The organism is Halomonas sp. AOP27-A1-41, assembly GCF_052378605.1.
Classification (GTDB): domain Bacteria; phylum Pseudomonadota; class Gammaproteobacteria; order Pseudomonadales; family Halomonadaceae; genus Vreelandella; species Vreelandella citrativorans.
In genome coordinates, this window is sequence record NZ_JBQSXT010000001.1 from 322,386 (window position 1) to 342,406 (window position 20,021).

The window sequence follows — 20,021 nt, forward strand, 5'->3', positions numbered from 1 at the left end:
CGCATAGTGACTATGCGAGGTTTTTTTATAGGCCCAAGAGCCGGTTAATCAATGTATTCGAATACTTTGACAATGCGCTGAATACCGCCAACTGAAGAGGTCGCAGCAACGATTCGATCAGACTCTTCGTGGGAGACCGAGCCCATCAAGTAAACATTGGCATTTTCAGTGGTCACTTTGATCTTGGAGGAGTCGATGCGGTCGTTGGTGGCGAGTGTGCTTACAACGTTGGTCGTTATCCATGTGTCGGTTAGGCGCTGGGTGGCGGGCAGATTGCCCGCAATGGTGAGCTCATTGTGCACCTGATTAACGCCACGCAGGTTTTGCACAACATTACCCGCTTTCGTGCGTAGTTCTTCGCTGGGGACCTGGCCTACCAATAATAATGTACCGTTATAGCTGTGCGTACGAATGCGGGCATCGGCCAGTCGAGCATCGGCCTGGTCCAGCGCACGCTTGGATTCGCGCTCAATGGTCGCATCGACCGCTTTAACGTCCTTGCTGAGCTGCCCATAGTTAGAGGGGTTGGAAGCACTGTGCGTGGCGCAGCCGCTGATCAGAGCAGCAGCTACTAGTGTCGCAACTAATAACGGACGAGAGAAAAAGCGCAGGGCCATGTTGGATGACTCCTTATCTTAATGAAAATGATGAGTGGTAGGGTACTGCCCCGTTAGTCAGCGCTGCCGAATAACTGTTCATCAATAAGGTCACATAAACAGTGAATGACCAGTAGGTGAATCTCCTGGATTCTTGCTGTTGATGTGGCAGGGACGCGAATCTCGCAATCATCCTGACCCAGCAAGGAAGCCATGTTGCCACCGTCTCGCCCGGTTAATGCTACAACCGTCATTTCACGGTCGTGAGCTGCCTGGATCGCCTGCACGACATTAGCCGAATTACCGCTGGTAGAGATCGCCAGCAATACGTCGCCTGGCTGCCCCAGGGCGCGTATCTGTTTGGAAAATACTTCGTTATAGCTGTAGTCGTTGGCAATGGATGTCAACGTTGATGTATCGGTGGTTAACGCAAGGGCAGGCAAGCTTGGCCGTTCCCGCTCAAACCGATTGAGCAGTTCAGAAGAGAAGTGTTGGCTGTCGCCCGCACTGCCTCCATTACCGCATGCCAGAATTTTTCCCTCATTAACCAGGCACTGAACCATCATTTGACTGGCGACTTCGATAAAGGGGGGGAGTACTTCGCTCGCATAGGTTTTGGTGTCTATGCTGGCGTTAAAGTGGTTAAGAATGCGCGATTGAAAGTCCATTAGGGCTTCCTGGTTAAAATGGAATTAGTAGGCATCAAAAGCCGCTTTCTCCCAGTGGAACTCGAGAGTGGGCGGAGCGCCCGTAATGGCAAGAATATCAAAGCGGCAAGGCGATGTAAGGCCGAAATTGCCAAGATATAGCTGAGCGGCCCGAATTAGGCGCTTTCTTTTTGTCGGCGTGATGGTTTCCAGAGGGTGTCCGTATCGCGTAGTCACCCGGTGCTTTACTTCAACAAACACCAGTGTGTCACCGTCGCGCATCACCAGGTCAAGCTCGCCACCCTTTACGTGATGATTTTGGGTAACGAGGGTAAGACCCCTTTGCTGCAGCCATTGAGCAGCTAACTGCTCAATGGCTGCGCCGCGTTTACGGGCGGTTTGGGCGTTATTTGCCATTATTGCCCAGGGATTAAGATGGGCGCCGGGACACCGTTTTGAAACTTCGCCCACGGCAGTTCGCGATATATGCGGCCGTCGCCCGTCAGGTAGAGCGTTCCTGTGCTGCCACGTAGGCCATTTAGCGCTGAAATGTCTGAAAGCTCGGTCGCAATTTCATAGGCATCTACGCCCATGGCCATTAGGCGGAACATGGAAGCGTCAGACTCTTCGCTCAAGCGCTGGTAGGTAGGGTAGAACGGAAGTACTTCTTCACCACCGACAGCGGCGTCAGGAATTTGCCATGGAATATCCATAAACATGACGTCGTCAAGGTCTTGGTCACGACGCGCTTGTAAGTGCCCTTCATGCAGGTGGGAGGTAGCGTAAATAGGCAGGTTGGGCGCGTAGTAGTAATCCATGGTGGGCGGGACTTGGCGAGCGTAGTCAGGCAAGGCCAGTAGGAACAAGGCATCAATATTGCCCAGTTGGGCACGTTCGCCACTCACGTTTAAGGCGGTTTGTACGGCATTGGTGACCGCGCTGTTCGGGTTATAGCGTACCGCCGTCGTCACTTCGCCACCCTGGCCGTGAAACTCATTCCAGAATGCTTCGCCGACTCGGCGTCCCCAGTCATTATCCGGCACCATTACCGACATCTGGCGATGTCCGTCCTGGTATGCGCGGCGTGCTGCCTGGTGGGCCTCATCTTCAGCGGAAAGACCGTACTGGAAAAGACCCGCGGCACGGTTCTGTTCGCCGCTTCCATAGTTCAGCGCAAGGGTGGGAAGCGGTACGCTATTGCGTTGTTCGAGTTGGCTAACCTCGTCTTTGGCGAGGGGGCCGATAATCAGCTGCGCGTTCATCTGTCCTGCACGGCTATAAATCTCATCCATCGAATATTGTGATGCGTCGATGAAGCTGAGATGTACATTGTCACCGCGAATCTCGTGATGGCGACGCATGGCGGTCGATAGCGTATTGGCGACGCCGCTAAGCGGGCCAGATTCGGGCAGGGCCACAATGATGCGGCTTATGTCCTGACCCTCAAGGCTTGGTAGTGTCAGTTGTTCCATATCGGGTTCATCAAGCGCGGTACGCGCCCAGCGCTGGCGCTCTGTCAGCGTTTCGCGTTGATCATCCTGAATGGGTAGGTCGTCGTTGAGCACTTGTGTGGCACGCAGCACAGCGCGTGGATCATCCATGCCGCGCGCTAATTCAGAGAAAAGCAGTGCCCAGCGAACGCGATCCGTGTCTGAAAGCCTGACTTCCTCAAGCGCATCGGCTGTCTCAAAAGCACGTTGCCGCTGCCCTTGTTGGGCAAAAATGGTGGCTGCTTCGAGACGAGTTTTAGCCGCTTGATCCGGGGCCTGCTGTTCTGCCTGATTGAGCAAACGGCCCGCTTCCTGATCGTCCGCGCGGTCGACTACGCTGGGCGATTGCACCGCACAGCCAGTCATAAGAAGTGCCAAGAGGCCTGTGGCGAGTACGCCACGCAGAGACTGTTTCATGTATCCTTCCTTAGTTTTCATTTGCGCTGTCGCCGCATGTCAGTGGGTAGGTTGGCATAGCACAAGCATAGCGCACCGTCAGAGCAAGCCATTAACAAATCGGGAGTCACGATGACACACCACAATCCGGGCACATTGTACGTGGTTGCCACCCCAATTGGGAATTTGGACGATTTATCGCCGCGTGCAGCTCGGGTATTAGCGGAAGTATCGCGCATAGCGGCAGAGGATACGCGTCATAGCGCCCGCTTATTGGCGCATTTGGGGGTTAGTACACCCATGCTGTCGCTTCATGAACATAATGAGGCGCGCCGAGTGGATACCCTGGATGCTTATCTGGAGGCAGGTGAAAGCATCGCATTGATTAGTGATGCTGGAACGCCGCTTATTTGTGACCCAGGGTTTGTGCTGGTGAGAGAGCTGCGCGTGCGTGGCCGTCATGTGGTGGCGCTGCCCGGGCCTTGTGCCTTTGTAACGGCGCTTTCTGGGGCGGGTCTGCCGACTGATCGCTTTACGTTTTGCGGTTTTTTACCCGCCAAGCCAGGCCCGCGCCGCCAGGCGCTGGAGCAGTGGCAAGCTCGGGAAGAAACGCTGGTGTTTTACGAATCCCCACACCGCATTGTGCATACCCTAGAGGCGCTGCGTGACCAAATGCCTGAACGTAGCGTGGTATTGGCCAGGGAGTTGACTAAAACGTTTGAGACCTTTCTTCAGGGCACTCCGGAAGCCCTGCTGGCGCAGCTAACAGAAGATCCTAACCAGGCAAGAGGCGAGTTTGTGGTGATGGTGGCAGGCGCCCCGCCCGTCACTCAAAGCGAACATCAGAATATTGGTGCAGATGCGTTGATGAAAGTGCTGCTGGATGAGGGCGTAGGTGTCAAGCAAGGAGCAGCGATAGTGGCTCGAATGCTGGGCGGTCGCAAACAAGAGTGGTATGCAAGGTTGCAGGCAATTAAAACTGAGCATTGAGGCGAAGCGAGGGCGCTGGTATGCTTGCCGCCGGAGTTGGCCAGACAGTCGCCGCTAGCCCATCTTTTTGATGGGCTGGGGGAGGAAAGTCCGGGCTCCATAGGGCAGAGTGCCAGGTAACGCCTGGGCGGCGTAAGCCGACGGAAAGTGCAGCAGAGAGTAGACCGCCTAAGCCTCTTGAAATAAACCTCAAAGGGCCGGTAAGGGTGAAAGGGTGCGGTAAGAGCGCACCGCGCGCCTGGCAACAGTGCGTGGCATGGTAAACCCCACTCGGAGCAAGACCAAATAGGGACCCAAAGGCGTGGCCCGCGCTGGGTCCGGGTAGGTTGCTTGAGCGCTGTGGTGACGCAGTGCCTAGAGGAATGACTGTCCACGACAGAACCCGGCTTATCGGCCGACTCCCCATTTCCATAAGGGGCCCGCAGTAGCGAGCCCCTTTTATTTTTCTATGAGATTTGTGTGAGAGTAACATGCCTTCTCCTGACGCTGACCAGGTTGTTTCACCCTTTCGCCATACCAGCGTATTACTGGAAGGGGCGGTTGATACCCTTGTACATACTCCTGACGGTATTTATTTAGATGGTACCTTCGGTCGTGGCGGTCATTCACGGTTAATCCTGTCTCGCCTTGGCGACCAAGGGCGCTTGATGGGCATGGACCGCGATCCCCAGGCTATTGCTGCTGCCGCTGAAATCGATGATGCGCGTTTTCAAATTACCCAGCGTGAATTCGCCCACCTGGCTGACTATGCGCGTGAGCAGGGTGTGTTTGGCAAGCTGTCTGGCGTGTTGTTGGATATAGGTGTTTCTTCTCCGCAGTTGGATGACCCTGAGCGTGGGTTTAGCTTTATGCGCAATGGTCCGCTGGATATGCGTATGGACCCGACGCAAGGCGAAAGTGCAGCCACATTTTTAGCACGTGCTAAAGAGGCGGATATCGCTCACGTGTTTAAAGCCTACGGTGAAGAGCGCTATGCAAAGCGCTTGGCCCGTGCAGTGGTCGAGCGGCGTGTCGAAACGCCGTTTACGCATACGGTCGACCTGGCCGAGGTGCTAAAAAAAGCCCATCCTGCTTGGGAAAAGGGGCGGCACCCTGCGACCAAAGCATTTCAAGGGTTACGAATTTATCTAAATGGTGAACTAGATCAACTTGATGCTGCCTTAGACGCAGCCCTTGAAGCGCTAGCGCCCGGTGGTCATCTTGTGGTTATCAGTTTCCACTCGCTGGAAGATCGCCGTGTAAAACGCTTTATACGTCATTATGTGCGTGGCGATTCGCATCTACCGCGTGGTATGCCTATCCGAGATGATCAGTTAAATCGCCGTCTTGAAGCGTTGGGCAAAGGCGTACGCCCTAGTGATGAAGAGGTAGTCGGCAATCCACGTGCGCGCAGCGCCGTTATGCGGGCTGCCCGAAAACGAGTATAACCATGAGCATGGATCGGATTGAGCGTTGGAGCTCAACGCTACGCACCGAATGGCCCTTTAAACTACGTGTTCGCACGTGGCCGCTGGTTATTTGCCTGCTTTTTTTTGCCTGCATTGTTAGTGGCTTAGCTACCGTTGTTGTTACTCATTTAACGCGCGTTCAGTATGCTCAGTTGCAACAGCTTGGGCAGGAGAAAAATCAGTTGCAGACCGAATGGGGGCAGTTGCTTTTGGAAGAGGGCGCTTGGTCGACACCCGCTCGTATTGAGCAAATTTCGACGGAGCGCCTGGATATGCGTATTCCTGATGTGCACGATGTTGAGGTGATACGACCATGAGAGGCGAACGTCGGGGAGGGATGCCCCGCCACCTACCTGTTGCCCCCCCGTTAGGTAGCGGTCGTTTTTACTTTATATTGATCGTATTTTGCGTAGTGGCATGCATCCTTATTGGGCGCATCACACTGCTACAGGTGATTGACCGACCCTTTCTACAGAGCCAAGGAGATGCGCGAACACTTCGCCATGAAGCGATCCCTGCGCACCGTGGCATGATCACGGATCGAAACGGCGAGCCGCTCGCGATCTCAACACCGGTTGTTACGCTGTGGGCCAATCCTCAAGAGCTACCCGAAGATGGTATTCAGCGCGTAATGCTGGCGCAGGCGCTAGGCATGTCGCCGGATGACTTTGAGGCGCGGGTTGAACTTTATAGCAGCCGTGAGTTTATGTACCTTCGCCGCCAGATGACGCCACAAGCGGCCCAGCGGATTCTGGATTTACGCACACCCGGCGTGTATCCCCAGCGCGAGCACAAGCGTTACTACCCTGCTGGCGAGGTCGCCGCACAGATACTTGGCGTGACCAATGTAGATGATAGGGGGCAGGAGGGGTTGGAACTCTCTTATCAGCCTTTCCTGGCCGGTCATCCTGGCCAGCGCCGCGTCATTAAAGACCGACGTGGGCGTTTGGTGCGCGAGCTAGGCGTCATACGTGAAGCGCAGCCAGGCGGCGACTTGGTGCTTTCAATTGATCAGCGCATTCAATATATGGCGTACCGGGAGCTTCGAGCGGCGGTGGCTGAGCATGAAGCGGATGGTGGCGTGCTTGTCACTATGGATGCCCGCACCGGTGAGGTGTTGGCGATGGCTAACCTGCCTTCTTATAACCCTAATAATCGTGCCGGGCTTGATCCCCGTGGGTTGCGTAACCAGGCGCTGGTTGATGTATTTGAGCCAGGCTCTGTTATGAAACCGCTGGCCATGGCTGCCATTCTTGAAAGCGGCATTGTTGATCGCGATGCGGTTGTGAATACGTCGCCTGGCTGGATGCGTCTCGATCAATTTACCATTCGTGACTTTCGCGATTATGGCGAGTTGACGCTTGCCGGTATTTTGGAGCACTCATCCAACGTGGGTATGTCCCGTTTAACGTTGCAGTTAAGCGATACGGCTATGTGGGAAAAATATAACCAGCTAGGGTTGGGGCAATCCCCAGGGACGGGTTTTCCAGGGGAGTCAACGGGTAGTCTTCCGGCCCCGGTGCGCTGGTCGCGTAGTGAGCGGGCAGCGCTCTCTTACGGCTATGGCCTGTCTGTCTCGGCTGTTCAATTAGCCAGTGCTTATACCGCACTGGCTAATGGTGGCATGCGCTTACCGCCTTCATTGTTGCGCCTTTCTGAACCGCCCCAAGGACTGCCTGCCATTGAGCCCGCCGTCGCCAATGATTTGCTGAATATTCTGGAGACATCCGTTGCCGCCTATACCGGTGGTCGGCGCGCACGCGTTGAAGGTTATCGTGTGGGAGGCAAAACCGGGACTGTGCGTAAGTCGGGGCAGGGCGGCTATACCACGGATGCTTATCGCAGCGTATTTGCAGGCATTGCGCCTATTTCCGACCCGCGTATTGTGACCGTGGTGATGATTGATCACCCTAAAGCGGGTGAATTTTATGGCGGTGCAGTGGCCGCTCCGGTCTTTTCAAGCGTGACAGGCAACGCATTGCGCTTGTTGGACGTACCGCCAGACCATGAAGTTGACGAGTAAGAATGGCTAAGGAGATGGCATGACGTTGGCTCCCACCGATGTATGGAGTGCGCTGAGCAAAGTATGGCCGGGTGCTTCGTTTGAGCAGCCGCTTCCCGAACTACCCGCGTCTTTACGTCTGACCACCGACTCACGCGCGCTGGAAGTCGGCGATATATTTGTAGCTGTTCCAGGTAGTCAGCGTGACGGGCGCGATTTTATTCGCGCAGTGCTTGAGCAAGGCGCTTCGCTGGTGCTGGCGCATACCACGGAGCACCATGCGACCTGGGATGGGCGTGTACTCTACTTGCCACATCTGGCTGTCCGTTTGGGAGCGCTGGGTAAACAACTTTTTAATGTTCCGGATGACCTTGAGGTTATTGGCGTCACCGGTACCAATGGTAAAAGCTCCGTTACTCATTACATTGCAGAACTTAGCGAAGCGCTAGGTGTTCCGGCGGGTGTGGTAGGAACGCTGGGTGTAGGCCGCTCGGGCCAGCTAGTGGATACTGGGCTCACCACGCCGGGGCCTTTAGCCCTGCAGGCGGCGTTTGGAGAGCTGGCGCTTCAGGGCATTAAGCGAGTAGCGCTTGAGGCTTCCTCCCATGCCCTTGACCAGCATCGTTTAGATGCTGCCAATATAAAGGTGGGCGTGTTTACCAATCTAACGCGAGATCATCTTGATTATCATGGCAGCATGGCGGCTTATGCCGCGGCCAAGGCGAAGCTATTCAGACGTAGCGAGCTTGAGCTTGCAGTGGTTAATGCCGATGACCCCCTAGCGCGATTGATGCTGGCTGGTTGTGATCAAAGCGTTCGCGTATTGGCGGTCGGTCAGGATGAGGCCGTAACGCTACGGGTGATGGACGTTCAGACAAGCGAAACAGGCCAGCAAGCACTTATTGCCACGCCCGAAGGCGAGCGCATGTTAGTGCTGGGTCTGGTCGGGCGTTTCAACCTGGATAATGTGTTGTTGGCCATGGCGACGCTTTATGGATGGGGCCATTCGATTAACTCACTTTTCGAGGCTGCCGCTGCGCTTACCCCGGTGCCTGGCCGTATGGCGCTTTATCACGCAAAAGGCGTTCCGGGCGTGGTGATTGACTATGCCCATACCCCTGATGCGTTACACAATGCGCTCACAGCGCTGCGCGCCCATTTAAGCAAGGCGGGCAAGCTGTGGTGTGTGTTTGGCTGTGGCGGTGAGCGCGACACAGGCAAGCGCGCAGAAATGGCAAAAGCGGCGGAGGCGCTGGCGGATGTGGTAGTGGTGACTGACGATAATCCACGGGGCGAGTCAGCAGCGCAGATTCGTCAGCACATTATTGCCGGGCTCGCCTCAACGGCAACACTGCTCGAAATAGCGGACCGTCGTCACGCGATCAGCCAAGTGATTCAACAGGCAGCTCAAAACGATGTGATTCTGGTCGCTGGGAAAGGCCACGAGGCCTACCAGGAGATCAACGGCGTCCGTCACGCTTATAACGATGAAGATGAAGTCATGAAGGCGTTTGCATTGCGGGGTAGTGCACAATGAACTGGACACTGGCCGATGCCGCCAGAGTGCTGGGAATTATGGTGCCCGTCAGCGATGCATCGCGCGCATTTACCTCCATTGTGACGGACACTCGGCAGATTGTTCCTGGCTGCTTATTCATCGCGCTTAAAGGGCCGCGGTTTGATGGTCATGATTTTATCGAACAGGCCCGCGACAAAGGCGCGGCGGCGGCACTGGTTGAGTCCGCTGTTGAAAGTCCACTGACTCAGTTGGTATGCCCTGATACACGCTTGGGACTTGGGCTTTTAGCGGGCGCGTGGCGCCGTCAGTGCGGGATTCCGTTAGTCGGTATCACGGGAAATAGTGGCAAAACGACGGTGAAGGAGATGACGGCTGCGCTGTTATCGCCGTTGGGTAACGTGTTGGCCACCAAAGCCAATCTTAATAACGATATTGGCGTACCTCTCACGCTTTTACGCTTAGCGCCCGAGCATCAAGCAGGCGTGATTGAGCTAGGCGCAAATCACTTGGGCGAAATCGCCTGGTCTAGTCGATTAACCGTACCGGATGTAGCGGTGATCACCAACGTAACGGGCGCGCATGTTGGCGAGTTTGGAGGCATGGGTCATATTGCCCAAGCCAAAAGCGAGCTGCTGAACGGTCTAAGTGAGCAGGGCATCGCGGTGCTCAATCGCGATGATCGTTACTACCCCTTTTGGGCTGCCTGTGCGTCGCCGCGCCGTGTGATCAGTTTTGGGTTTGATAGTACTGCGGATGTTCATGCCTCGGCGCTTTCCTGTGACTCTCAGGGGCGGTATGCTTTCACGCTTGTTCAACATGGCAAACCGCTGGGCGATGTGCAGATTGCCATGCCAGGTAAGCACAACGTGAGCAATGCGCTGGCCGCGGCTGCGGCCGCATTAGCGATAGGCGTAACGCCCACGGATGTGATTGAAGGTCTGCAGACCCTACGCGCGTTGAAGGGAAGGCTAAGTATCGTTTTGGGGCTTAATGGTGCCACGCTGTTAGACGATACGTATAATGCCAACCCTGGGGCGGTCAAAGCCGCTATGGAGACGTTAATGCGTTTCCCCGCGCCGCGTTGGTGCGCGCTGGGCGCCATGGGTGAGCTGGGAGACGAAACGGAAAAACTGCATGCTGAGATGGGCCGCTACGCGGCTGAGCTTGGCATCGACGGGCTGTTGACGTTGGGTGATAACGCGCGTCCAGCTTGTGACGCCTTCGGTCGCGGGCAGCATTTTGACGACCACGAGACGCTAGTGCGTCATGTCATTAATACTTTGCCGCCCAATGCCACGTTGTTGGTTAAAGGGTCGCGTAGCGCCGGTATGGAAAAGATCATTACTGCGCTGTGCTCGGATGAAATAAGGTAAACGCCGTTCATGTTACTTTACTTGGCGAGTTTTTTAGCTCAGTACTATACGGGCTTTCAGGTTTTTAACTATCTCACCTTGCGCGTCATTCTTGCCGCGTTAACGTCATTAATGCTTTGCCTTTGGCTAGGGCCGTGGGTTATTCGCCGGCTTGTGGAAGGCCAGATAGGCCAGGCCGTGCGTGATGATGGCCCGCAGTCACATCTATCAAAAGCGGGCACCCCTACTATGGGAGGGGTGATGATCCTGCTGGCCATCGGCATCAGCACCATCATATGGGGTGATTTAACCAACCGCTATGTGTGGGTGGTATTGGCCGTTACGCTGGGCTTTGGTGCGATAGGCTGGGTCGATGATTACCGGAAAGTGGTAGAAAAGAACCCGCGAGGCCTGCCGGCACGCTGGAAGTACTTTTGGCAGTCGGTGGTAGGTCTTGGCGCTGCGTTAGTGCTGTTTTTCACCGCAACCACGCCCGTTGAAACCAGCTTGTTGGTGCCGCTGTTTAAAGACGTCGCACTGCCGCTTGGCGTGTTCTATATCGTATTAACCTACCTGGTGATTGTGGGTAGTTCTAACGCCGTGAATTTAACCGACGGGCTGGATGGCTTGGCCATTATGCCAACCGTGCTGGTAGCGATGGGATTGTCGGTGTTTGCCTACGCTAGCGGTAATGCAGTGTTCGCCAACTACTTGCATATCCCGTTTATAAACGGCACCGGTGAGCTGGCTATTTTCTGCGCCACGATTGCAGGTGCGGGTCTCGGCTTTTTATGGTTTAACACGTACCCCGCCCAGGTGTTTATGGGAGATGTAGGTGCGCTTGCCCTGGGGGCGGCGCTTGGGGTTGTGGCGGTCATCGTTCGCCAGGAGATCGTCCTGTTTATTATGGGCGGTATCTTCGTAGTGGAGACGTTGTCGGTGATCCTGCAAGTTGGGTCTTACAAACTGACGGGTCGGCGTATTTTCCGTATGGCGCCGCTGCATCACCACTTCGAGTTAAAAGGTTGGCCTGAGCCACGCGTTATTGTGCGCTTCTGGATCATTACCGTTGTGCTGGTGTTGCTGGGCCTCGCGACGCTCAAGGTTCGTTAATCGGTAGCGTTATCGCCTTAAGCGTAAACCGCAAAGGAGCCAGAGATGGTGCGAGTACCCAAGGGTGTCACGGTGGTCGTTGGCTTGGGCCTTTCAGGTCGAGCAATATGCCGCCACCTGGCACGCACGCATACGCCGTTTATGGTCGTCGATACGCGCAGCGAGCCGCCGAGGATTGACGCTTTTTATGCAGCCCATCCAAACGTTGACGTCATCTGCGGCCCTCTGACGTCGCTCGATTTTACGGACGCTTATGAAGTAGTGCTTAGCCCAGGCGTTGGCCCTGATTCGCCGGGTCTTGAAAGCCTGGCTGGGCGCGTTAATCCGCATACAGGCGAGCCTGTGCTGATTGGTGAAACGGCGCTGTTTGTTCGCGCGACCCAAGTCCCCATTGCGGCTATCACGGGCTCAAACGCGAAATCCACGGTGACCACTCTACTGGGTGAGATGGCCAGGGCGGCTGGTTTGCGAGTGGCGGTTGGCGGCAACCTGGGAACGCCCGCGCTGGATTTATTGGTCGAGCAGCCGGATGCAGAGCTGTATGTTCTTGAGCTTTCCAGTTTTCAACTTGAAACCACGCCTGTCTTGGGTGCAAAAGTCGCGGCTTTCTTGAATCTGAGCGAAGACCATTTGGATAGGCATGGTGATATGTCGGCCTATCGTTTGGCAAAACAATGTATTTTTAACGGCGCGCAGTATGCGGTTGTCAATCAGGACGACCCCCTGACCTGGCCTCTTCAAGCAGGGCCAGGCATTGTCAGCTTTTCAGCGAACCCGCCCATAGACACCAACTGGGGGCTGGTATGGCAAGGGGCCGAGCTTATGCTCATGCAGGGGCAGACGCCATGGGTTTCGGCAAGTGAATTGAAAATGGCTGGCCAGCACAACTATACGAATGCATTAGCGGCACTGGCAATGGGGCAGGCGTTGGCGCTTGATGCATTTGCCATGGTAGAAGCCTTAAAAGCCTTTACGGGGTTGCCTCACCGGAGCGAAACAGTGGCCTGTATTAATGGGGTGACGTGGATAAACGACTCGAAAGGCACCAATGTTGGGGCAACATTAGCCGCTATTGAAGGGTTGGGCGCTACGTTAACAGGTCGCTTGATTTGGTTGGCGGGTGGTGTAGGTAAAGGCGCTGACTTTTCGCCGTTAGCGGTGCCGTTGGCGCGCTGCGCGCGGCTGGCACTGCTATTTGGTGCTGATAGTGAGCGAATTTCAGACGCGGTAGCGGCGCATGTGCCGGTCCAGCAGGTAAATGACTTAACGCAGGCAATGAAGGCCGCATTTAGCCAAGCAGAGCCTGGCGACTGTGTGTTGCTGTCGCCTGCCTGTGCAAGCCTGGACCAGTTTCCCAACTACCAGGTTCGAGGTGATGCTTTTCGTCGCTGGGTGGAAAGCAGTGCGGCGGGAGTATCCTTATGAGCCGATTACAGCGCTTGCATACTGTATTAACGACGCGAAACTTCCCCTGTGATATCTGGCTCATTGCAGCTGCTGTGGCGCTTGCAGGCATTGGCTGGGTGATGGTTAGCTCGGCCTCAATAGGACTTCTGGAGAATAGCTTCTACTATTTTCGGCAGCATGGGGTTTTCTTGCTCATTTCAACGTTAGGCTGCTTGTTTATGCTTAGCGTACCCCTTGAAGTATGGCGCCAGAATGCGGCACTGATTTTTTTAATAAGCATAGCATTGTTGGTAGGCGTGTTGCTGTTTGGTCAGGAAATTAACGGCAGTAAGCGCTGGATAGCGCTGCCGGGCCCGCTGCCTAGTCTTCAAGTATCTGAGCTTGGTAAAATAGGCCTTATCTTTTACATGGCGATGTTTATGTCGCGTTTTACCTATGATTTACGCCGCCGTGTTTTTACCATGTGGCGTCCCATTGCGGTGTTGGCGCTACCCGCAGGACTGCTGTTTTTAGCGCCCGACTTTGGCGGCATGGTGGTCTACACCACGTGTGTCATTGGCATGTTAATGATGAGTGGTGCATCGCTCGTGTTACTTATTGGCAGCGGTACTGTTTTGGGATTTGGTGCGGTCATGATGGTGGCGCTGGAGCCTTATCGTCTGGCGCGTTGGACCAGTTTTTTGGATCCGTGGGCAGACCAGTTCGCAACCGGCTATCAGTTGACCCAAGCGCTGATTGCCTTTGGTCGTGGGCATGTTACAGGCACCGGGTTAGGTAATAGTGTCCAGAAACTGCACTATTTACCCGAGGCGCATACCGATTTTATCTTTGCCGTTATTGCCGAAGAGCTGGGCATGATTGGCGCTATTGCGATTATCCTGCTGTTTACTCTATTGATTAGTCGCGCCATGTGGATTGGTCGGAAGGCTGAGCTTGCGGGCCATCTTTTTGGTGCTTACGTAAGTTACGGTATTTGTTTTGTTATTGCCTCTCAGGCATTTATCAATATGGCGGTAAGCTCGGGGCTACTGCCCACCAAGGGACTGACCTTGCCTTTGATAAGTTATGGTGGTTCGAGCTTACTGGTTATTGGCATGATGATTGGTCTGCTTTTGCGGGTTGACGCAGAAACACGACAGCGGCCGAGCCGTGCGCCAACCCCCTATAAACCGCGCCATGAGCCGCGGTTATCGAAATAATTTTCAAGGAGTCGTTTGTGACGGTGAACGCACATCGGCGTGTTTTAATCATGGCAGGAGGAACGGGCGGGCATGTGATCCCCGCGCTTTCCCTTGCGCGTGCGCTTATGGCGCAAAACATTGACGTTGAGTGGTTGGGTAGCCCCAGAGGTATTGAAAACAGGCTGGTGCCCGAGGCCGGTATTAAGCTGCATACCATTGCTGTTAGCGGGTTGCGCGGTAATGGTGTGGCCGGCTGGTTTAAAGCGCCTGTGAACCTTAGTCGAGCTATTTGGCAGGCACGTGACGTCATAAAAAGCTTTAAGCCGCAGCTGGTGGTTGGCCTCGGTGGTTTTGCCAGTGGTCCGGGCGGGCTTGCTGCGTGGCTATCGGGTATTCCGCTGGTCGTTCATGAGCAAAATGCAGTTGCCGGCTTAACCAACCGCGTGCTTTCTCGCTTGGCGACGCGCAGCTATGCTGCCTTTTCTGAAGCGTTCGGTACGCGGGCAGACGTCATTGGCAACCCCGTGCGTGAAGATATAGCGACACTTGGCCAAGTGCCGCGTACGGTCGAGGCATTACAGGGGCGTCCGCTGCGCTTGTTAGTGGTGGGGGGGTCATTAGGTGCTGTGGCATTAAATGAACGCTTGCCTCAAGCGATTGCTGCGCTACCACCCGGTAAGCGCCCGGAAATACGCCACCAGGCCGGGAAGTCGCGGGACGCTCAAACGGCACAAGGGTACGCCGAACATGGCATACAGGCCGATGTTTCCCCGTTTATTGATGATATGGCCGCAGCGTATGATTGGGCTGATTTGGTGGTTTGTCGAGCGGGGGCGTTAACGGTTGCAGAGCTGGCGGCTGCGGCAAAGCCCTCGCTTCTTGTTCCGTTTCCTTTTGCGGTCGATGATCACCAGCGAGTCAATGCCAATGTACTGGTTAATGCGGGTGCTGCGCTATGCGTTGTGCAATCCGCGCTGACGCCTGAGCGTTTAACGCACTATTTAAATGACCTATTAGAGCCCGCTACGCTGGCGCTGATGGCTTCCCGTGCACGCCAGGCTGCGCACCTGGATGCCACAGAGCGATTAGCCGAAGGATGCCTGGCGATACTACACAAAGGAGAAAACGTGTGACCGACTCAGTAACCCCATCGTCGCTGCAACGCATAAGCTCAAGCGGCCCGGGTATGCGCCGTATTCAGCATATTCATTTCGTCGGTATCGGTGGCGCGGGCATGTGTGGTATTGCCGAAGTATTGGCCAATCAAGGTTACAGCGTCAGTGGCAGTGATATGAAAGCCTCTTCGGTTATTGAGCGGCTTCGCGTGTGTGGTGTTCGGGTTGAGATTGGCCATGCCGAGGAGAATGTCGAAGGGGCCGACGTTGTGGTTGTTTCAAGCGCCGTTGATACGACCAACCCTGAAATTCGCTGGGCACATGAGCACCGTGTCCCCGTGGTGCGTCGTGCCGAGATGCTGGCAGAGTTAATGCGATTTCGTCACGGCATTGCGGTTGCCGGTACCCATGGAAAAACAACCACGACCAGCTTAACGGCGACACTGTTAGCCGAAGGCGGCCTGGACCCGACCTTTGTCATTGGTGGGAAGTTGACCAGTGCCGGTACCAATGCGCGCCTGGGTGAAGGGGATTATCTGGTTGCAGAGGCGGATGAGTCTGACGCTTCATTCCTGCATTTACAGCCAATGGTGTCGATAGTTACCAATATTGATGCTGACCATATGAGCACCTATGGTGGCGATTTCGAACGGTTAAAAGATACCTTTATCGAATTTCTGCACAACCTGCCGTTCTACGGGTTGGCTATATTGTGTATCGATGACCCGCATGTACGGGCACTGCGAACTCAGATTAAGCGCCAGTTCGTTACCTACGGTTTTGAAGACGATGCCGATTATCGGATTACCGATTTTGTGCAGCAAAGTGGTGAAGTTTCCTTTACGGCTTTGCGGCCTGGTCAGGCCGCGCCCTTAAACGTGCGGCTTGCCATGCCTGGTCAGCACAATGCGCTTAATGCGATGGCAGCGATTGTTGTTGCTACGGATGCAGGCGTGAGTGACGAGGCGATTTTGCGCGGTCTGGCGGGGTTTGCTGGGGTAGGGCGGCGCTTTCAAGTGCATGGCCATTTCCCTGCGCCTAAAGCGCCCGGCAAGATTATGTTAGTGGATGATTATGGCCATCATCCGCGCGAAGTGGATATGGTCATCAGAGCAGTCCGCGCTGGCTGGCCTGAGCGTCGTTTAGTGATGCTTTATCAGCCCCACCGCTACAGCCGGACTCGGGATCTCTATGAAGATTTCGTTCGAGTACTGTCCCAGGTAGATACGCTGGTACTTTTAGACGTATACAGCGCGGGCGAGGCGGTTATCCTTGGCGCTGAAGGGCGCACGCTTGCAGGTTCGATTCGTCAGCGCGGTGAGGTAGACCCGCTTTTTGTTGAACATAAGCAGGAGCTGCCAGCGCTATTGGCCAATGTACTGAGACCCGACGACATCCTAATTACTCAGGGGGCGGGCGACGTAGGTGGTATCTCGCTCAGCTTGGCCAAGGCGAAGCTGCAAATGAGTGAGGTGGAACTGTGAGCCTGAAAGACGTCAATATTGATTGCTCACGTGTGGTGGTGGTTTACGGCGGTTCTTCTGCTGAGCGTGAGGTTTCCCTTAAAAGTGGTGCCGCTGTACTTGAGGCGCTAAAACGCCAAAAGATTAACGCAGAAGGCTATGACTTACGCGATAAGGGGTTAGCCGGACTTGAGGCTATGGCGCCATCGGCGATATTTGTCGCTCTGCATGGTCGTGGTGGTGAAGACGGGACGCTGCAGGGCGCGCTTGAGCTCTTGGGTATTCCCTATACCGGTAGTGGCGTTATGGCGTCAGCACTGGGAATGGATAAGCAGCGCACCAAGCAGGTTTGGCAAGCCATTGGGCTGCCCACGCCGGAAAGCATTATGCTGACGGCTGATGCAGACTGGGCCGGAGTGGTCGCCACGCTTGGGTTGCCGATGATGGTTAAGCCAGTACATGAAGGCTCCACGCTTGGGATCAGTATAGTTAAAAGCCAGGAGGCGCTTGAGGCCGCCTATCGCGAAGCGGCACAATTTGATGCCCGAGTGATGGCCGAGCGCTTTGTGGTCGGTGAGGAGTACACGGTGGCGCTGCTGGATGAGCGTGTATTGCCCGCTATTCGGGTCGAAGTGCCTGGCGGATTCTACGACTATGAAGCCAAATACGTTTCCAATACGACCCAGTACCATCTTCCTTGTGGGCTTACCGCAGAAGAGGAAGCGCAGCTGGCAACGCTGTGCCAGCACGCGTTTGCGGCCATTGGTTGTGAAGGCTGGGGGCGTGTGGACGTGATGCGGGATGCCAATGGCCAGTTCTGGCTATTGGAAGTTAATACCGTGCCTGGCATGACCGATCACAGTTTGGTGCCTCAAGCCGCTGCCTATGCGGGCATCGAATTTGATGACCTGGTGGTGCAGATACTCCACTCTGCCGGAAAGCAGAACGCATCATGATGAGGCCTTATGAAAAGGCGTAATGCCTGGTTTGGTATCCTGCTTCTGGCGTTACTGTTAGTGGCAGGAGGGCGCGCGCTATGGCTATGGCTGGATCGGCCCATCGAGCGTGTTTCCATCCGTGGGGAGTGGGATTACGTAAGCGCAGACTACCTACGCACTCAGCTTGCCCCTTTGGTTCAAGGTGCCACTTGGTTATCGGCTGATTTAGGCGTGCTGCGTAACCGGGCCCTGGAGATTGGCTGGCTTAAAGAAGTACGTATTTCTCGTGAGTGGCCGAATGCGCTGGTGTTTGAACTGGCGGAACAAGTGCCCGTTGCGCGCTGGAATGATGACTTTTTGCTTAACCCGAAAGGCGAGCCCTTTGCTTTTGCACCTCTGGCGGTGCCTTCAGGTCTTCCTGATCTTGCGGGCCCCAGCGGAAGCAGTGAAGAGGTGCTAAATTACTATCATCGCCTAACACCTTATTTCGCAAACTTGTCGTTGGCACTTACTCAGTTTCGATTAGAGCCGCGCGGTGCATGGCGTGTACAGCTAAGTAACGGTACCTGGATTATGCTGGGCCGGCGCGAGCATGAAGTGCGTTTGGCACGCTTAGCGGCCTCCTGGCAGCGCGAATTATCAAGGTATAGTGAGCATATTCGTTATATTGATCTGCGCTATCCTAACGGTGTCGCTGTTGCCTGGCATGGTCAGAGCGATTTTGAGGCATCAGAAGACTAACTCAAGTTTTAATTAACGCGCTTTAGCCATGATAAGTCGCCGACAGCGCGTAAAAACGCATTAATGGGGTTTAAATTACACTTCAAGCCCATTATTGTGGGCTTGGGCTGGTCGTATTATGCCAATTGTTTCTATACTATGGGATATCGGTGATTTTGTAGATTTAAACTTCACATCAGCGTACAGCGCTATTGAGCTATCAGCGCTTACCGGTTGCAAGTTATAATAGGCAAAGAATAAGTTGGTTTAAGTATCCCTATTTATTTTAATTTAAAAAGTTTACAAGGAGAATTCCCGACTCATGGCAGGCTCACCCAATGCATCGAATATGGTGGTCGGGCTGGACATTGGAACGTCCAAGGTCGTCGCAATTGTCGGTCAACCTACCGATGATGGCGGCATTGAAATTGCTGGTATCGGCTCGCATCCGTCACGGGGTATGAAGCGAGGCGTTGTCATTAATATTGAATCAACCGTTCAATCTATTCAGCGCGCTGTGGAAGAAGCCGAGCTTATGGCTGGCTGCGATATTCACTCGGTATATGTGGGCATTGCGGGTAGTCATATTAGCTCGATGAATTCAGATGGCGTGGTCGCTATTAAAGAGCGTGAAGTTACTCCTTCTGATATTGATCGCGTTATTGATTCAGCGAGGGCAAGGGCGGTTTCAGAAGGTCAGCGCGTTTTACATGTACTGCCCCAGGAATTTGCAATTGATGCACAAGGCGGTATTCGCGAGCCCTTGGGCATGTCCGGTGTACGTTTAGAAGCGCAAGTTCATCTGGTAACGGCAGCACTCAACGCGGTACAGAATATTGAGAAATGTGTTCGACGCTGTGGTTTGGACGTCGACTCAATTATCCTGGAGCAGCTGGCATCCAGCATGGCAGTGTTGACCGAAGACGAGCGTGAATTAGGCGTTTGCATGGTGGATATCGGTGGTGGAACCACTGATATGGCCATCTTTACTGAAGGTGCCATTCGACATACGGCCGTTATACCAATTGCTGGTGATCAGGTCACCAACGATATTGCCATGGCGCTACGTACACCGACGCAGCACGCAGAAGAGATCAAGGTTAAATACGCTTGTGCCTTAACGCAATTGGCCGCAAGCGATGAAATGATTAAGGTTCCTAGCGTGGGTGATCGTCCGTCACGCGACTTGTCGCGTCAGGCGCTCGCAGAAGTGGTCGAACCACGCTATGAAGAGCTATTTACACTGGTTAGAGACGAATTACGTCGCAGTGGCTATGAAGACATGGTTGCCGCTGGTGTTGTGCTCACTGGTGGCACCTCACGTATGGAAGGGGTCGGCGAACTGGCGGAAGAGATATTCCACATGCCGGTTCGTATTGCTTGTCCGCAAAACGTTAAAGGTTTAGCGGATGTCGTGCGAAACCCCATTTATGCGACAGGTGTCGGCTTATTGCACTATGCACTGCAAGAAGCGCGGCATGGGCAGGGTCTAGAAAGCCACGGGGGAGTCATTGCACCTCATAAAGGTCGCAACGAGCTCTCTCGACGTGATATCAAGGAAGACCATTCGGCGCTGGCCAGAATCAAGGGCTGGTTCAAAGGAAATTTCTGACAGGGCCGCAAGCGCGGTTCAGGAGACGGGGC

Annotated in this window: 18 protein-coding genes and 1 other RNA gene; 15 read left to right on the forward strand and 4 right to left on the reverse strand. The window is 54.7% G+C overall.

Annotated features, from left to right (window positions below; genetic code table 11):
- Positions 1-44 precede the first annotated feature (44 nt).
- The 4 genes from ACT3TC_RS01415 to ACT3TC_RS01430 are packed head-to-tail and all read right to left on the reverse strand — an operon-like array spanning position 45 to position 3,150.
- A complete protein-coding gene (locus tag ACT3TC_RS01415) occupies positions 45-617 on the reverse strand; it encodes a BON domain-containing protein (protein WP_172116334.1) in 573 nt (190 codons plus the stop codon).
- 53 nt (positions 618-670) lie between these two features.
- Positions 671-1,264, reverse strand: a complete 594-nt coding sequence (locus tag ACT3TC_RS01420) for a phosphoheptose isomerase (protein ID WP_172116335.1) — start codon at positions 1,262-1,264, stop codon at positions 671-673.
- 24 nt (positions 1,265-1,288) lie between these two features.
- Positions 1,289-1,660 (reverse strand): YraN family protein, encoded by a 372-nt coding sequence (locus ACT3TC_RS01425; RefSeq protein ID WP_087109372.1) that lies wholly within the window; start codon positions 1,658-1,660, stop codon positions 1,289-1,291.
- Positions 1,660-3,150: a penicillin-binding protein activator gene (locus ACT3TC_RS01430; protein WP_444638869.1), complete on the reverse strand. Its 1,491-nt coding sequence runs from the start codon at positions 3,148-3,150 to the stop codon at positions 1,660-1,662. The genes ACT3TC_RS01425 and ACT3TC_RS01430 overlap by 1 nt, the downstream gene beginning before the upstream one ends.
- A gap of 111 nt (positions 3,151-3,261) precedes the next feature.
- Between ACT3TC_RS01430 and rsmI the strand changes: the two genes are divergently transcribed.
- The 15 genes from rsmI (at position 3,262) to ftsA (ending at position 19,989) form a co-directional block, all read left to right on the forward strand.
- Positions 3,262-4,119, forward strand: coding sequence for a 16S rRNA (cytidine(1402)-2'-O)-methyltransferase (gene rsmI, locus ACT3TC_RS01435; RefSeq protein WP_444638870.1), 858 nt, complete (start codon positions 3,262-3,264; stop codon positions 4,117-4,119).
- Between the two features lie 32 nt (positions 4,120-4,151).
- Positions 4,152-4,525: RNase P RNA component class A (rnpB, locus tag ACT3TC_RS01440), an RNA gene on the forward strand.
- 64 nt (positions 4,526-4,589) lie between these two features.
- Positions 4,590-5,546, forward strand: coding sequence for a 16S rRNA (cytosine(1402)-N(4))-methyltransferase RsmH (gene rsmH, locus ACT3TC_RS01445; RefSeq protein ID WP_444638871.1), 957 nt, complete (start codon positions 4,590-4,592; stop codon positions 5,544-5,546).
- A gap of 2 nt (positions 5,547-5,548) precedes the next feature.
- Entirely contained in the window at positions 5,549-5,884 is a 336-nt protein-coding gene (gene ftsL / locus ACT3TC_RS01450) for a cell division protein FtsL (protein ID WP_444638872.1), read from the forward strand.
- Positions 5,881-7,590 (forward strand): peptidoglycan D,D-transpeptidase FtsI family protein, encoded by a 1,710-nt coding sequence (locus tag ACT3TC_RS01455; RefSeq protein WP_444638873.1) that lies wholly within the window; start codon positions 5,881-5,883, stop codon positions 7,588-7,590. Before ftsL ends, ACT3TC_RS01455 begins: the two co-directional genes overlap by 4 nt.
- A gap of 19 nt (positions 7,591-7,609) precedes the next feature.
- Positions 7,610-9,106 carry a UDP-N-acetylmuramoyl-L-alanyl-D-glutamate--2,6-diaminopimelate ligase gene (locus ACT3TC_RS01460; protein WP_444638875.1) on the forward strand — a complete coding sequence of 499 codons (1,497 nt, stop codon included), beginning with the start codon at positions 7,610-7,612 and terminating at the stop codon, positions 9,104-9,106.
- Positions 9,103-10,461, forward strand: coding sequence for a UDP-N-acetylmuramoyl-tripeptide--D-alanyl-D-alanine ligase (locus ACT3TC_RS01465; protein ID WP_444638876.1), 1,359 nt, complete (start codon positions 9,103-9,105; stop codon positions 10,459-10,461). Before ACT3TC_RS01460 ends, ACT3TC_RS01465 begins: the two co-directional genes overlap by 4 nt.
- Positions 10,462-10,470: 9 nt before the next feature.
- Positions 10,471-11,553 carry a phospho-N-acetylmuramoyl-pentapeptide-transferase gene (gene mraY / locus ACT3TC_RS01470; RefSeq protein ID WP_444638877.1) on the forward strand — a complete coding sequence of 361 codons (1,083 nt, stop codon included), beginning with the start codon at positions 10,471-10,473 and terminating at the stop codon, positions 11,551-11,553.
- Between the two features lie 45 nt (positions 11,554-11,598).
- A complete protein-coding gene (gene murD / locus ACT3TC_RS01475; RefSeq protein ID WP_444638878.1) occupies positions 11,599-12,978 on the forward strand; it encodes a UDP-N-acetylmuramoyl-L-alanine--D-glutamate ligase in 1,380 nt (459 codons plus the stop codon).
- Entirely contained in the window at positions 12,975-14,159 is a 1,185-nt protein-coding gene (gene ftsW, locus ACT3TC_RS01480) for a putative lipid II flippase FtsW (protein ID WP_444638879.1), read from the forward strand. The genes murD and ftsW overlap by 4 nt, the downstream gene beginning before the upstream one ends.
- A gap of 17 nt (positions 14,160-14,176) precedes the next feature.
- Positions 14,177-15,274, forward strand: a complete 1,098-nt coding sequence (gene murG, locus ACT3TC_RS01485) for an undecaprenyldiphospho-muramoylpentapeptide beta-N-acetylglucosaminyltransferase (protein WP_444630104.1) — start codon at positions 14,177-14,179, stop codon at positions 15,272-15,274.
- A 53-nt stretch (positions 15,275-15,327) separates the two neighbouring features.
- On the forward strand, positions 15,328-16,740 hold the full coding sequence (murC, locus tag ACT3TC_RS01490; protein ID WP_444638952.1) for a UDP-N-acetylmuramate--L-alanine ligase: 1,413 nt from the start codon (positions 15,328-15,330) through the stop codon (positions 16,738-16,740).
- Entirely contained in the window at positions 16,737-17,675 is a 939-nt protein-coding gene (locus ACT3TC_RS01495; RefSeq protein ID WP_287077841.1) for a D-alanine--D-alanine ligase, read from the forward strand. The genes murC and ACT3TC_RS01495 overlap by 4 nt, the downstream gene beginning before the upstream one ends.
- Positions 17,676-17,684: 9 nt before the next feature.
- On the forward strand, positions 17,685-18,398 hold the full coding sequence (locus ACT3TC_RS01500; protein WP_193053783.1) for a cell division protein FtsQ/DivIB: 714 nt from the start codon (positions 17,685-17,687) through the stop codon (positions 18,396-18,398).
- 301 nt (positions 18,399-18,699) lie between these two features.
- Positions 18,700-19,989 (forward strand): cell division protein FtsA, encoded by a 1,290-nt coding sequence (ftsA, locus tag ACT3TC_RS01505; RefSeq protein WP_193053782.1) that lies wholly within the window; start codon positions 18,700-18,702, stop codon positions 19,987-19,989.
- Positions 19,990-20,021: the final 32 nt, after the last annotated feature.